The following is a 14,813-nucleotide window of genomic DNA, read 5'->3' as shown; positions in this document are numbered from 1 at the left end:
CGGCAATCCCACCCGGCCGCGGCGCCGCCGCTCACGGCGGCGGCGGGGCGGGGGTGTCGGCCGACCGGCTCTTGGGCACCAGCGGGGCCGAAAGTAGCTGGCCCGGCTGGTCACAGAGCGCGGCGAACCGTGTGATCAGCTTCTCCGGTTCTTCGGCGGGGTCGAGGGAATTGACTTCGATGGGGTCGAGCGCGGGCACGGTGACGTGCGAGATCAGTGGATGCAGCGGCCGGACGTCGGCCTCGCCGGCGCCGAAGAGCTCCTCGTGGAGTTTCTCCCCGGGCCGCAGCCCGGTGTAGACGATCTTGGAGGGGCCGGGGGCCTGGGCCGCGAGTTGCCGGGCGACATCGTCGATGCGAACGGGCTTGCCCATGTCGAGTACGAGCGCCTCGCCGTCCCGGCCGATCGCGGCGGCCTGGAGCACCAGGTGCACCGCCTCCTGGATCGTCATCAAGTAGCGGGTCACCTCGGGGTGGGTGACCGTGATCGGCAGCCCGGCCTCGATCTGCGCCCGGAACGCGGTGACCACGGACCCGCGGCTGCCCAGCACGTTGCCGAAGCGGACGCTGAGGAAGGTCCCGGGGAAGTTGGCCGCTGCGTACGCGGTGAGCCGTTCCGTGATCCGCTTTGAGTGCCCGAGCACGCTGATCGGGTTCGCCGCCTTGTCGGTGGAGATGTTGACGAACTTCGCCACCCCACGACACGCCTCAAGGACCGCGAGGGTGCCCCACACGTTGGTCTGCACGGCCTCACCGGGGTGTTGTTGCAGCAGAGGCAGATGCTTGAGCGCGGCGGTGTGGAAGACGATGTCCGGGCGGCGTTCCGTCATGATGCGAGCGAGCCTTTCGGCGTCACGCACGTCGGCGAGGATCAGCTCGGACGTATCCAGGAGCGCCCGGCCGGACAGCGACAGTTGCAGGCTGTGCAGTGCGGACTCGTCGCGGTCGAGCATCAACAGCTCGCTGGGGTTTGCGCGGGCGATCTGCCGGCAGAGCTCCGATCCGATCGAGCCGCCGGCGCCGGTCACCAGGATCCGGCGGCCGGCGAGTCCCGTGTCGGCGCACTTGATGTCTGCAACGACGTGCCGGCGGCCGAGCAGGTCGTTGATGTCCACGTCGCGTACGTCGGCCACGCTGATCCGGTGATCGACCAGTTCGCGTACGGGGGGAAGAACCTTGAAGGCGGCCCCGGCCGCCAGGGTGGCGGTACGGACCTCGCAGATCAGTCCGGCGTCGGCGTTGGCCACCGAGAAGATGAGGGTGGCCGCCCCGGTCCGGGCGACCGCGGTGGCGATGTCCCGGCGCCCGCCGAGCATCGGTACGCCGTCGATGCGCATCTGTTGCTTCTCCGGGTCGTCGTCCAGCAACCCGACCGGCAGGTACCGGCCGCGGGGGTCGCTCACCATCGCGCGCAGCAGGGCTTGCCCGGCCGAGCCCAACCCGAAGAGCACTACCGGAGTCGCGGAACGGCTACTCGGCCGCAGGGCGCGGTCGCGGCGACGACGGTACGCCGTCCGGATGGACAGCATGATGAGCAGGGCCACCGCGGCGCCCATCGGCGGGGTGCTGGCAGGTACCGGCCGCTCCGTCACGGAGAGAACGGCGGCCAGCAGCATGATCGCCGCAGTGCAGGCGGCCGTGCCGGCCAACGCTCGGACCTCGTGCAGGCTGCCGATCGGGTGTCGCCCCCAGTACCGGCGCCGGAGCAAGGCCATGGTGGAATGCAGCGCGGCGGCGATCAGCCCGGCGCCGAGGGTCCGGGTGATCTGGCCGGTGGTGAGGTCGAATTCGTATCTGGTCCAGGCTGCTACGGTGAATCCGCCGATCCAGGCCGCGGTATCGCTGGCGAGCAGTGCCGCGGTGCGGCGCTGGACCTCCTTCCGCCGGTCGGTTGCGTGGGTGTGGGTCGGCGCGGCTGCGCTGGGCTGCATCGATGGCTCCCTGGTGCTGGTTTGCTACACCTGGCGGGTACTAGGCCTCTTCGTCAGGTAAGAACTATTTAGCCCGCTTTCAGGGCTAGTTGTGATGTATTCGCAGTCGTTAGCTCTTTAGATCCGTTTTACGCCGCATGCCGCGCAGAGGCCGTAGCCCGGGGCACGGGGGTGCGGTACCCGGTCAGCGCCCAACTCCCGGTCGCGTGCGCGGCGTAGAGTTCCGCGCCGCGAGGCATGGCCCGGTCGAGGATGGTTCGGACCACCTCGGCGACTCCCGGCTGGCGCGGAACATCAGCCCGAGCCGGATGCTGCTCATTACGAGATCACCCAACCGGCCCCGGTCCGGGGGGTCAGGGTCGGCCCATGCCGCGGTACTCCCAGCCGGCCTCGATCCATAGTGCCGGGTCGAGGCAGTTGCGGCCGTCGATGATGCGGCGGTTGGTGACGAGTGTGCCGAGGGCGTGGGGGTCGGCGTTGCGGAAGTCGGCCCATTCGGTTAGGACGCAGACGAGGTCGGCGTCGCGGACGGCGTCGGTCATGGTGGGTGCGTAGGTGAGGTCGGGTTGTGCGCGGCGGGCGTTGTGCATGCCTTGGGGGTCGTAGACGTGCACGTATGCGCCGGCTTTGGCCAGCAGGGCGGCGACGGCCAGGGAGGGGGCGTCGCGCACGTCGTCGGAGTTGGGTTTGAATGTGGCGCCGAGTACGGCGATGCGGGTACCGGACAGATCGGGGCCAGCGGGGCCGCAGCGGCAGGCGAGCAGGTCGGCGGCGAGTTGCAGGACGCGGGTGCGTCGGCGTTGGTTGATCAGGTCGACTTCGTGGAGGAAGCGGAGGGCTTCGCCAGCGCCGAGTTCCTGGGCGCGGGCTTGGAAGGCACGGATGTCCTTGGGGAGGCAGCCTCCGCCGAAGCCGACGCCAGCTTGCAGGAAACGGTTGCCGATGCGGGGGTCGTAGCCGATGGCGCGGGCGAGTTGGGTGACGTCGCCGCCGGCGACTTCGCAGACCTCGGCCATGGCGTTGATGAACGAGACTTTGGTGGCGAGGAAGGCGTTGGCGGCGACTTTGACCAGCTCTGCGGTGGCGAAGTCGGTGACCACGACGGGGAGTTCGCGGTCTTCGGTGGCGGCCAGGTCGAGCACGCCCTTGTGGGCGGCGTAGAGCATGCTGCTGGCCCACTCGCTGTTGACGCCGGCGACTATGCGATTGGGTCGCAGGACGTCTTCGACGGCGCAGCCTTCCTGGAGGAACTCAGGGCTCCAGGCCACCTCGACGCCCAGTTCGGCGGGGGCGTGTTTCCCGACGAGTTGTTCGACCCATTCGGCGGTGCCGACCGGCACGGTGGATTTTCCGACGATGAGCGCCTTGCGGGTCAGGTGCCGTGCCAGGCCGCTGACCACGGCTTCGATATAGGACAGGTCGGCGCCCACGCCGTCAACGCGTTGTGGGGTGCCCACGCAGATGAAGTGCACGTCGCCGAACTCGGCGGTCTGTGCCAGGTTGGTGCAGAACCTTAGCCGCCCGGCGGCAAGGTTGCGTTTGAGTAGTTCGTCCAGGCCGGGCTCATGGAACGGCACCTCGCCATCGGTCAGTCTGGCGATCTTGTCGATGTCGACGTCAAAGCCGAGCACCTCGTAGCCCATCTCAGCGAAGCAGATCGCGTACGTCGTGCCGAGGTATCCGGTGCCGAGGAAGGCCAACCGGGGACGCGGGGCACCCGACGGCGGGGTGACTGCCGCCCTATCGGGGTCGGCCAGCGGCGTGGGGCGCTGGTTGGTCACGGTCAGGCCTCCGTGGCAGGCGTTGTTGGGTCCGCGCCCCAGTGATGTGCTGGGGCGTACGGCTGTGGTGGGTGATATCTGAGGCTCCAATGAGGTGCGCTTCGGCTGATCCGGTAGCGACAGCGCTGCATGTCCGTCCTGGGCAGAGGTCCTAGCGCAGGGCCTTCGATGAGTCGGCCGCTGTCGGCTACGACGCTCAGCGGGCCGCGATCCTGTTCCGCACCGCTCTGCGCGCCGGTCGCCGGTCGCCGTCAACCGCATCGAGCAGCACCCGTTCGAGGCGGCGGAACTGGAAGTCGGTCAGCTGCATCTGCGCTCCCTGTGAGCTCTCTCGTGGCTACGTTCACCCGGCGGTGCGCCACGTTGGGTCTTCCGAACCGCGGGGGCCTGGCCGAACGTGGGCAATACATACTTAGCCACCGCGATCAGGATGAGACGCTTGTTTCACGTTTTTCGGTTGAAAGTCCACCACGGAGACCGGCCGTGACGGTGGCTCCCGCGGTGCGAGCGGACCCGCCGGCCGCCGGAACGCAATCGGCTGCACGTCTTCGCCGCGGCATCGCGTGGGACCCCGGACTCCGATGCGTTGCGGCTCTTGCGCGCCGATTTCAAATTTCCTACGGGCAGGGCGGCCGCGTGTCCCAGTGCTGATTCGGTCGTTGACCGAGGTGCAGCCGTGGGGGGGAGCCCGGCCCGGCTGCCTTCACGTCCGTAGACGCCGCGGGTCCTGCGCGACTCCCGGCCGCCGATGTCGCTGGCGGCCGAACTTCGCCCCGTCGCCACCGCGATGGGGCGTCTGTCGAGAGAGTGGTAGTTACGTGATTCTGGACAGCACACTGGGGGCGTCGCAGGGACGGGGGACGGCGCCGCAGCGGCGACGTGTGGCCCTCGTCACATCTGGTTTCCGTACTGGGGGCGGGGTACCCGCCGTCGCCCGGTGGCTAGCCGCCAACCTCGCGGCGACCGCTGCGTACGTGGTCGACATCCACGACCTGGCGACCTCCAGCCGTGATCCGTCGAGTCGCCGCCTGCTGGCCCCGACGTCCTGGACGCGGTCGAGCCTGTTGAGGCTGGACGTCGAGGACCCCGCGGTGCGCCACTGGGGCGCGAACGCCGTCGAGGTGGAGGCCATGCGCTACCGGCCCCGACGTGAGCTGACCTCCGCGCTGCGCGGCTACGACCTGGTCCAGGTGGTCTCCGGCTCACCGGCCTTGGCGGCCGCCGCGTTGCCCGCCGGAGTTCCGGTCGCGATGCAAGTGGCGAGTCCAGTCGTTTGGGAGCGCGCATCCCGCCTGGCCGCCTGGCCCATGCCGGTGCGCCGCTGGCGTCAGCTCATGACCAGCGTCACCACCCGGATCGAGCGAGTGGCGTTGCGTGCTGCCGACGCCGTGCTCGTCGAGAACGCCGCGATGCTGGATTACGTGATGTCACTTGGGCAGCGGCACGTGGTCAAGGCACCGCCGGGGGTGGACACCGACAGGTTCTCGCCGGCGCCGTCCGGCTGGCGTGGCGACGGCCACCTGCTGTCTGTGTGCCGGTTGGGCGAGCCACGCAAGGGCCTCGACCTGATGATCCGCGCCTACGCGCGCATGGTGGCGGCGGACGCCGCTGTCCCACCCCTGGTGCTCGCCGGCCGGGGCACTCCGGCGCCGATCATCCACGCCCTGGTGCGGCAACTCGGGCTGGAGTCCCGGGTCACCGTCCGTTCCGACGTCGCCCTCACCGAACTGGTCGAGTTGTACCGGACCGCCTCGGTCTTTCTCCAGACGTCCCATGAGGAGGGCCTGGGCATATCGGTGTTGGAGGCGATGGCGTGCGGCCTCCCGGTGGTATCGACCGACACCCACGGTGCCCGGGAGACGATCGTCGACGGGGTCACCGGCTGGCTCGTGCCGCTGGCCAAGCTCGACGACGTGCCGGATCTGTTCGCTGAGCGGGTCCTGGCCGTGCTGGCCGGGCAGGGGCGGGAGTTGGGCATCAACGGCCGGAGCCGGTGCGTGGCGCAGTTCTCCTCCCGGGCCGCCATCGATCGGTTCATCGCCGTCTACGACGGGCTGCTCGGGCCGTCGTCAACCACGCCGCTTCCGGCCGGGCACGGACGGCAGGACTGAGATGACGGAACCGGCCACGACGGCCACGGTGACCAAGTCCCAGTCACTGCCGCTCGCGCTTCTGCAGTGCTATCCAGTCACCACGCTGCTCCTGGCGCCCTATGCCGTTCTGATCGTTCCGATGGCAGTGATCAACCACAACCCCGGGACCGGGTTCATCCTGGAGCTGCTGGCGCTGGCGATGGCGGGTGCGACACTGGTGGAGACCGCGGCGCTGCTGATCTGGCGCCGGAAGACCTGGCGTCAGGAAACAATCTCCACCCGGACGGACCATCCGAAAATCTTTCTGATCGCCCGGCTGGTCGCGATCGGCAGCATGATCGCCGATGTCGCCGGGACGATGGCTGGGCGGGGCACCATCTTCACTCAGGTGTCCGGCACGGTCGCGGCGTCCCCCGTGGCCAGCGCCAGCGCGCTCGTGGCGGGCTGGAAGTACGTCGCGTTCGCGCTGCTCCTATCCAGTTTCCTGACCGGACGCGCCCGTCGCGGAGCCTTCTACCGCTGGACGCTGGCGCTCATCGGAGTGCAGGTCTGCCTGGTGTTCCTCACCGCGATATCAGCGCCGCTCATCGGCTACCTGACGTTCGTCTTTGCCGCGGGGTTGATACTTGGTGCCATCAGGTTTCGCTACGTCGTCGTGGCCGTGGCGGTGCTCTTCCTCGTTTGGCCGACGATCTTCAACGCTCGGAACGAGATCCGGGTCGCGAACGGCATCGCTGTCTCCGACAACTCCGCCATCGACCGGCTGCGGTTCGATACCCAGCTCACCCGGGCCAGCGGCTTTGAGGTTCCCGTTGACGTCGGTCAGCCACGAATTGCAGACTTTCCCCGGTACGGCCTCGTGCCGAGGATCGTGGACCGGGAGCGGCCACTCATCTCCACCGGAGCGAAGATCAATCAACATCTCGGTGGCAGCGCCACGTCCTCATTCAACTTCCTCACGCTGGGGACCGTGTATTTCCTCGACGGACCGGTCGGGGTCGTCATTTACTATGGGTTGTGGGCACTTGTGGTCGCCAGCCTGCTTTCGGTGGGACGAGGACCGGGACCCGTCCGGCTCTGTCTATTATGCCTGGTCATCGCCGGTCCCCTGGTCTGGGTAAGTACCTACCCCGACACGGTGATCGGGCTGCTCCAGCACACCGTATCGGCATCCCCCGTGTTCTTGGCGATCATGCTGTCCAAACGCGAGAAGAACACAGGGCGGCATCCAGCACCCGCACTCGATCCGCACCTGGCACTTCGCGTCTGACATCGCCGACCGGATCCGAGATGCCAGTGGTGCCGGATCGCCAATCGCGAGTGAGATTGATGATCGGCATGCCGTACGCCCGGGCCTCAGCGAGCGGATAGCCGAACGCCTCGACGGCCGAGGGGTAGAAGATCGCCGATGCGGCCAGGCATTCGTCGATGTCGAGTACGTCGACCGCCGCAGCCTCGGCCTGGACCTGCCGATTCTCGTTGAGACGGTGTTCGTCGTGCTGCGGAGCGAAGGAATCAGCGCGCAGGGCAGCGCACCGAGTTCCAGGGCACCTACCGTCGGTGCAGGTCGGGCCGCCGGACCGTGGGGATGTGGGCTGGCTACCTGAGTACACCCGCGATGATCTCCGCGATGCGCTCGCCGGCCTTGCCGTCCCACAACGGCGGGGTACGCCACGTAGCGGGCCGCCCCGCATCCAGCGTGGTTGCCACGGCCTCGGCAAGCGCCGCCCGGGTGACGAGGCGGTTGGTGCCGTGGGTGATCGTGACCGGGCGCTCGGTGTTGGGCCGCAGCGTCAGGCACGGCACCCCGAGCATTGTCGCCTCCTCCTGTACGCCGCCGGAGTCGGTGACGACGACCGCCGCGCCGCGTAGAAGGCTGACGAACTCGATGTAGCCCAGCGGCTCGACCACGCGCAGCGCGCGATGCGAGTGCAGGCCCGCGTTCTCGAGGTGGTGCCGGCCGCGCGGGTGCAGCGGCAGGACGACCGGGAGCTGGTCGGCCACCGCGTGCATCGCCTTGACCAGGTCGATCACGCCGGCGGGATCGTCGACGTTGGCCGGCCGGTGCAGCGTCGCCACGATGTAGCGGTCGGGCAGCGAGAGCGCGGCGCGGATACCGGCGACGTCGAAGCGGTCGAGGTTGTCCAGGAGCGTGTCGATCATGGGGTTGCCGACGAAGTGGATCTTGTCTGCCGCGGTCCCCTCGTTGCCGAGATGTGCCACGGCGTCGGCACTTGTCGCGAGCAGCAGGTCGGACAGGTGGTCGACGACGATGCGGTTGATCTCTTCGGGCATCGACCGGTCGAAGCTGCGCAGGCCGGCCTCGACGTGCGCGACGGGGATCCCCAGCTTTGTCGCGACGAGGGCGGCGGCGAGCGCGGAGTTGACGTCGCCATAGACGACCGTGAGCGCCGGGCGGGTCGCGGTCATCAGTTCGTCCAGGCCGGCCATGATGCCGGCGGTCTGGCACGCGTGGCTTCCCGATCCCACGCCGAGGTTGATGTCGGGCTCGGGCAGGCGCAGCTGGCGGAAGAAGACCTCCGACATCCGCTCGTCGTAGTGCTGTCCGGTGTGGACGAGCAGCTGCCGGAGACCGTGACGGTCGAGCGCCCGGATCACCGGCGCTGCCTTGGGGAAGTTCGGGCGCGCGCCCGCGACGTGCAGGACAACGGCGGCTGACATGTGTCTCCTCGTGGCACTCCGGGTTGACCAGATGTACTAATAGTACAAGTCATCCCCTCCGATGCGTTTAATCCCTTACAATCGTGATTGACCGATACGCCGGCGGCGCAGCGGCCGCCCTGGTGCGCCGCCAGCCGCATACCCGACGTTCTCCGCGAAGGCAGGCACGCCCAGTGAAGCAAGTTGTCCAGTCGGTATCCGGCGGCGAGTTGAAGGTCGCCGAGGTACCGCAGCCCGAGCCCGGCGCCACCGAGGTGCTCGTCGCCACGCGCAGGTCCCTGCTGTCAGCGGGCACCGAGCGCGCCGTGCGTGAGCTTGCCTCGGCGAGCCTGCTGCGCAAGGCCCGAGCGCGGCCGGATCTGGTCCGCCAGGTCGTGAGCAAGGCGCGGACCGAGGGCGTCCGCTCGACGCTCGCCGCCGTGCGCAACCGGCTCGACGAGGACATGCCGCTCGGGTACAGCGCCTCGGGTGTCGTCGTCGCCGCCGGTCCCGCGACCGATGGCATTCGGCCGGGGATGCGCGTGGCCACGGCATCGGCGGGGCACGCCGAATATCAGGCAGTGCCCGGTCTGCTCGCGGTGCCAGTCCCCGAGGCGGTATCGGACCAGGCTGCCGCCTTCGGCGCGGTCGCGGCCATCGCGCTGCAAGGACTGCGGCAGGCCGAGGTGGGTGTGGGCGGCTCCGTCGCGGTCCTTGGCCTCGGCCTCGTCGGGCAACTGACGGTACGCCTGGCGCTCGCCTCGGGTCTCAACGTCATCGGCATCGATCTACGTGACTGGACGGCGGAACTGGCCCGAGGCGCAGGCGCGGTCGGTCTGGTCGAGGCCGGCGCGCCGACCACGGAAGAGATCCTGGAGATCACCCGTGGCCGCGGCGTCGACGCGATCCTGATCACGGCGGCAACGCGGTCGTCGGAGCCGGTCGCGCGGGCTACCGAGATCGCCCGCGATCGCGGCCGGCTGGTCGTCGTCGGTGACGTCGGGCTGGAGCTCGACCGCAGGAAGTTCTACGAGCGGGAACTGGATCTTCGGTTCGCGCGCAGCTACGGCCCCGGCCGCTACGACCGCACCTACGAGGAATGGGGCGTCGACTATCCGATCGGCCACGTGCGTTGGACGGCGCGGCGCAACATCGAGGCGTACCTCGACCTGGTGGCCAGTGGCAGGGTCACGGTCGATGACCTGGTCACGCATGTCTTTCCGGTGGAGCAGGCCACGGCGGCATACGACGTGCTGGACTCCGACCCACGCTCGCTCGCGGTGCAGCTCAGCTATGCGGCCCCGGCGCAGCCGTCCCGCAGCGCGATCACGATCCGGCCGCGCCGCAGCTCGCCGCGGCTGCGGGCGGGGCTGATCGGCGCCGGGAACTACGCCAAGGCGACGTTCCTGCCCGCGCTCAAAGCGGCCGGCTGGGCGGACGATCTCGTCGCCGTCACCTCCGCCAAGGGCCTGTCAGCGCAACACCTCGCGCAGCGCAACGACATCGCCGTCGTGGTACCGACCGTCGAGGACCTGCTTGCCCGCGATGACATCGACGTGGTGTTCATCCTCAGCCGCCACGACTCTCACGCCCGCCTGGCGGTGCAGGCGCTCGACGCCGGCAAGCACGTGTTCGTCGAGAAGCCACTCGCGCTGAGCCAGGGCGAGCTCGACGAGCTCACGGCCGCCTATGACCGCAACTCGGGCCACCTGTTCGCCGGCTTCAACCGCCGGCACGCGCCCATGGTGGTACGCGCGAGGGAGGCCCTGGCGACCGGATCCGGGCCGCTGACCGTCGCCTACCGGATCAACGCCGGGTCGCTACCCCACTCGCACTGGTACTACGACCGGCGCCAGGGCGGCCGCGTCTGCGGCGAGGTGTGCCACTTCATCGACCTCGCGTCGTGGCTGGTTGGCGAGCAGCCGAGCGTCGTTCACGCACACGGCAGCGGTCGCGGCGAAACGGCGCTGGAAGAGGACGTGAGCGTGCTGCTCGGGTACGCCGACGGGTCCACGGCGACGATCACGTATTGCACGCGCGGGCACCGGCGTACCCCCAAGGAACGCGTGGAAGTGCTCGGCCGCGGGCACACCGTGGTGATCGACGACTTCCGGCGCCTGGAGATCGACGGCGTGGTGGTAAAGCGGGTACCCGTGGGCAAGGGACACCAGGAACTGCTCGCCCACGTGCGCGCGGCGATCGCCGGGGACACGCCCGACCAACCGGAGCTTGAAGCATCACTCGGTACGACGAAGGCCGCGCTGTCGGTGGTCGCCGCCTTGGCCGGCATCCAGGTGAACCCGTCGCGCCTGCTGACGCAGGTGGACCCTGCGATCGCCGTGGGCGCCGGGTTCAGCTCATGAACACGCAAGCGCGGCTGACTCAAGGTGCGCGAGGACAGGCACGTTCGGCGCCAAGTGGATGAGCGCCTGCACACGAATGCAACTGTTTGCGTTGCACAAAGGCGAGCTGTGCAGGAGTGGATCTCATCTCGCCTGCACCGCCTAGCCGAAACAACAAGGATGTGTTGTGATTAATCGGGATGACGTCTACTTCCGGCTTCCGGCAATGGCCCAGAACATGCTGATGTCGGTTGCTGGCGTGGGAGTGAATAGACAGAGGTACGGAGCGCTCTTCCATCGGCGCCTTGCCGAGTACGAGGAGCGAGATATGTGGGATCCAGAGCGGGTATCAATATTCCGCAAAACTAGGCGAGCTGCTGTCCTGGAATATGCATCCCGTACCCCGTACTACAAGAGTGTTTTCGAAAGGATGGGCGCAACATGGCGTGACCTGGTCGACGACAGTGCCTTCATTGAAATACCCTTGACGCACAAAACCGAGGTGCGTGACCGTCCGAACGATTTCCTTGCTCGCCCGTGGGCGAAGGGCGATAGCATCGTCCTGACTTCCGGCACAACAGGATCATCTCTGGCTATACGTAAGGATGTCAACGCGATCGCGGAAATGTGGGCTGTTTGGTGGCGCTACAGGCATTGGCATGGGATCACGAGAGCCACGTGGTGTGCCTTCTTTGGTGGAAAGCGCGTTATCGAAGAGAGCCAGGGCGTGCCGTACTGGAGAACGAATTACCCAGGCCGTGAAGTGCGTTTCAGTGGGCACCATATATCGCCAGCCACCGTGAAGTGTTACGTTGACAAGCTCAATCGCTCGCGTTTGCCGTGGATTCACGGGTTTCCGTCAGTTATTGCGAGTTTGGCAAGATGTATGCTTGAGAGAGGCGTAGGTCTTGACTACCAGCCTCTCGTCCTCACCCTTGGCGGCGAGAATCTAACGCCTTGGCAGTTGAAGGGCATCGAAGGTGCATTCGGTGTGACGCCAGTCCAACATTACGGTCTCGCCGAACAGGTCGCGAATATCTCTGAATGTGTCGAAGGCCGGCTGCATGTCGATGAAGACTTCGCCGAGGTTGAGCTGATCAATCAGGGTGGTGGGTTGTCTCAGATTGTTGGGACGCCGTACGGCAACGGGGCTACTGTGTTGCTGCGATACGCTACTGGCGATCTTGCGGTCGCTGACAAGCATCACTGCACTTGCGGGCGTGCGGGAAGGGTTGTCGCGTCTATAGACGGCCGAGAGGCTGACCTCATTGTCCTTCCCGATGGTCGGTTTACCGCGCCAGGTGCCGCTTTCGCACCTGCCCTCGGGCTGGCGGAGGCGCAGGTTATTCAGCACGAGAACGGACGCCTGACCGTGAGATATGTGCCGTCTGTTGGGTGGTCGGCAAGCTCTTTGGAAGCGCTGGACCACTCACTTCGTAAGTTTGTCGGGCAGGCGGTGGAGGTCAACTACGTCCGAGTTGACGAAGTGCAACGGACACCGACTGGGAAGGTCCGATTTGCGATTTCAGAGGTGCGCGGCAACGAGGGGACCAAGCAGGTGAGCCCATCCCTGGAGGAACGGGGCCGCGTTATCCCCTCACAGTTGTGACCTTTCTTGAGAATAGAGGTGATCAGCATAGAAGCGATGATGGACTTCAAAGGAGCAGTTCTGTGGCGTGCGTGTCGGTGTTTACGCCTTGGTACGCGAGCCCGGCCGTGCCGTCGAAAAGGTCGTCCGGCAGCGGCGCGGCGAAGCCCGTCGTGATCTGAGCGGAGGCCCGGATGCCAAAGCCTGACCGGACTGGGGAGGTTCGCGTAGGCGTGTTCGTGGGCTACTTCGTGCCCGCCTACCGCGCCGGCGGACCCATCCGCAGCGTTTCGGCGATCACTGCCGCTCGCGACTCGGATATCACGTATACGGTCTTCACGTGCGACAGGGACGCCGGTGACGCAGAACCGTTCCCCGTCGCGCGATCGGGGGAGGTCGTCGAGTTCCGGCGCCGGCACGTGATGTATGTCGATATCAGCAGACGCCTGGCGTATCTTCGCGCGATGCGCCGTTTCGTGCGGCTGGGCCATGACGTGTACTACTTCAACAGTCTGTGGAACCGGGAGTTCACCCTGGTTCCGCTAACGCTCATGTGTCTTGGCCTGGTCGGGCGTCGGCCGGTGCTGCTCGCGCCAAGGGGCGAACTGCTGTCCGGCGCGCTCGCGCTCAAGACGCGGCGCAAACGGGTGGGGCTCCTCGCCTTGCGGTTCCTGCTGGCCAGGCTCGGGGCGACTATCCATTGCACCTCGACCGATGAGATGGACAGCATCAGAAGGTGGCTGCCCGGTCGGCCGGTCGAGCTGGTTTCCGTCGCGTTCGAACCCGAGGAGTGCGTCGACGCCAAACAGCCCGGCGAAACTGCGGCGCCATCCGGTGCGCTGCGTGTCTGCTTTTTCTCGCGCATTGGCCCAAAGAAGAACCTCGCGGGCGCGATAGCCGCCGTGGGTAGGGTGGCCGAGCCCGTACACCTGCGCGTGATCGGCCCCGTATCGGATCAGGCGTACTACCACCACTGCCAGGAGTTGGTCGCGCGGCTGCCACGGCACGTCCGCGTGGAGTTCGTGGGTCCGGTACGGCATGAGGACGTGGCCGAGGCGCTCTCCTGGGCGCAGGTGTTCTTCCTTCCGACCGGCGGGGAGAATTTCGGCCACGCGATCCGGGAGGCCATGGCCGCGGGGTTGTGTCCGGTGATCTCCGACGCGACGCCGTGGACCGATCTCGCGCGCCAGGCCGGCGGCGTCGCCCTGTTCTGGTCCGACACGGACGGGTTCGCAGAGCACCTGTCCCTTCTCGCGCGCATATCGCCGCAAGAGCTGCGCGCGTTGCGGACCAGGGTGCTCGATGCGTACCAAGCCTGGCTGGGCAGCCAGGTTTCCAGCGTGGCGCTCATGGATGAGCTGTTCGCGCGTCTTACGGGTAGGGCGGTCGCGCCAGTGGTGGTGGCTGGCGGTATTGGCGATCGGCAGGTGGAGCGCGCATGACAGACCCGCGGCGGAGACCCGCAGCGGTCCGCGCAGCCTCTGCATCCCGGTCACTGCCGGTTCCTTCCTTGTGCCGTGCTGGCCGGTGTGGTGGCGAGCACGAGCATCCGCATGGCCACTGCCTGCGTCGCGCTCGTGCCCATCAGTGGCGTGGACAGCGGCGGTGGTCGCAGCTCCCGTGAGGCGGGCTTCCGGGAGGTCTTTGATCTGGTACGGGCCGGGTCGTTCGGCGTCGTGGGGCACTGGCAACGAGCGGCCGACGATCGCCAGCATGGCGGCGCCTTCCTGCGGCGGCAACTGCCCGGCGAGGCGCACCGAGCCGCGTAGACCGAGCTCGTCACACGTGCGCTCCAGGTGCGAGCGGTACTCACCCTCCCCGGTGATCGGCCAGTTGGCGTCGGGCTACCTGGCGTGAACGGTGGAAGTCGCGCAGCAGGAACTGTGGTTCTTGTTCGTGTCTAGGCGCCCGCATGTTCACCAGCTGCGGAAAGTCGGGCGTGGCGAGGGCGCGCGGCGGCCGGTGGGCGGCGAAAGGCGTAGACGTCGCGGTCAACGCCACTGGGGATCAGCAGGGGCAGAAGCCTCTCGCGATCGGGCTGACCGCCGGGCAGCGCGGCGAGAGCCCGCAGTTCATCCCGGTCCTGGCCGCCATCCGCGTCCCCCGCTTGACCACCGGCCGCCCGAGGACCCGACCGGACCGGGTCCTCGCCGACAAGACGTACACCTCGAAGGCCAACAGGGCCTACCTGCGCCGACGCGGGATCGCCGCGACGATCCCGAGCAACGCCGACCATCGCGGTAGTTCGCCCGGTCCAGGGTCCCTACCGGATGGTCTTCGGCCCAGCAGCGGCGTACTCGCCGTTCACCGCCGTTCGTCTAGTGACGTGATCTCAACAAGAATCCGGTAGGTATCGGTATTCGAAATGGGTGAGGTGGAGAGCGGCGCGGACGATGTCGCCGACCTGCCGTGGGCTGG

General features: G+C 67.6%; 9 protein-coding genes and 1 pseudogene. 7 read left to right on the top strand and 3 right to left on the bottom strand.

Annotated elements, in window-relative coordinates; translation table 11 throughout:
- Nucleotides 1-31: 31 nt before the first annotated feature.
- Entirely contained in the window at nucleotides 32-1,930 is a 1,899-nt protein-coding gene (locus tag ABZU69_RS20480) for a nucleoside-diphosphate sugar epimerase/dehydratase (RefSeq protein ID WP_354965922.1), read from the bottom strand.
- Nucleotides 1,931-2,283: 353 nt separating this feature from the next.
- On the bottom strand, nucleotides 2,284-3,630 hold the full coding sequence (locus tag ABZU69_RS20475; RefSeq protein ID WP_354965921.1) for a UDP-glucose/GDP-mannose dehydrogenase family protein: 1,347 nt from the start codon (nucleotides 3,628-3,630) through the stop codon (nucleotides 2,284-2,286).
- Nucleotides 3,631-4,685: 1,055 nt separating this feature from the next.
- Here ABZU69_RS20475 and ABZU69_RS20470 point away from each other — a divergent pair.
- Together ABZU69_RS20470 and ABZU69_RS20465 are read left to right on the top strand one after the other, a co-directional pair.
- A complete protein-coding gene (locus ABZU69_RS20470; protein ID WP_354965920.1) occupies nucleotides 4,686-5,822 on the top strand; it encodes a glycosyltransferase in 1,137 nt (378 codons plus the stop codon).
- A 28-nt stretch (nucleotides 5,823-5,850) separates the two neighbouring features.
- Nucleotides 5,851-7,074 carry a hypothetical protein gene (locus ABZU69_RS20465; RefSeq protein WP_354965919.1) on the top strand — a complete coding sequence of 408 codons (1,224 nt, stop codon included), beginning with the start codon at nucleotides 5,851-5,853 and terminating at the stop codon, nucleotides 7,072-7,074.
- A 329-nt stretch (nucleotides 7,075-7,403) separates the two neighbouring features.
- Here ABZU69_RS20465 and wecB read toward each other — a convergent pair whose 3' ends face one another.
- Nucleotides 7,404-8,486, bottom strand: coding sequence for a UDP-N-acetylglucosamine 2-epimerase (non-hydrolyzing) (gene wecB / locus ABZU69_RS20460; RefSeq protein WP_354965918.1), 1,083 nt, complete (start codon nucleotides 8,484-8,486; stop codon nucleotides 7,404-7,406).
- A gap of 173 nt (nucleotides 8,487-8,659) precedes the next feature.
- Here wecB and ABZU69_RS20455 point away from each other — a divergent pair, with 173 nt between their 5' ends.
- The 5 genes and pseudogenes from ABZU69_RS20455 to ABZU69_RS20435 all read left to right on the top strand — a co-directional run.
- The gene (locus ABZU69_RS20455) at nucleotides 8,660-10,828 is read left to right on the top strand and encodes a bi-domain-containing oxidoreductase (RefSeq protein WP_354965917.1); all 2,169 of its coding nucleotides are present in this window, start codon (nucleotides 8,660-8,662) and stop codon (nucleotides 10,826-10,828) included.
- 166 nt (nucleotides 10,829-10,994) lie between these two features.
- Nucleotides 10,995-12,416 (top strand): hypothetical protein, encoded by a 1,422-nt coding sequence (locus tag ABZU69_RS20450; RefSeq protein WP_354965916.1) that lies wholly within the window; start codon nucleotides 10,995-10,997, stop codon nucleotides 12,414-12,416.
- Nucleotides 12,417-12,634: 218 nt separating this feature from the next.
- Nucleotides 12,635-13,837, top strand: coding sequence for a glycosyltransferase (locus tag ABZU69_RS20445; RefSeq protein ID WP_354965915.1), 1,203 nt, complete (start codon nucleotides 12,635-12,637; stop codon nucleotides 13,835-13,837).
- Nucleotides 13,838-13,912: 75 nt separating this feature from the next.
- Nucleotides 13,913-14,164 carry a hypothetical protein gene (locus ABZU69_RS20440; RefSeq protein ID WP_354965914.1) on the top strand — a complete coding sequence of 84 codons (252 nt, stop codon included), beginning with the start codon at nucleotides 13,913-13,915 and terminating at the stop codon, nucleotides 14,162-14,164.
- Nucleotides 14,165-14,400: 236 nt separating this feature from the next.
- Nucleotides 14,401-14,616 (top strand): annotated as a pseudogene (locus ABZU69_RS20435) (transposase); the annotation flags it as partial.
- Between the last annotated feature and the right edge of the window lie 197 nt (nucleotides 14,617-14,813).

The organism is Micromonospora sp. NPDC005206 (assembly GCF_040608175.1).
Lineage (GTDB): Bacteria > Actinomycetota > Actinomycetes > Mycobacteriales > Micromonosporaceae > Micromonospora.
Note: the sequence above shows the minus strand (reverse complement) of the source record. Positions and strands in the feature narration are given on the sequence as shown.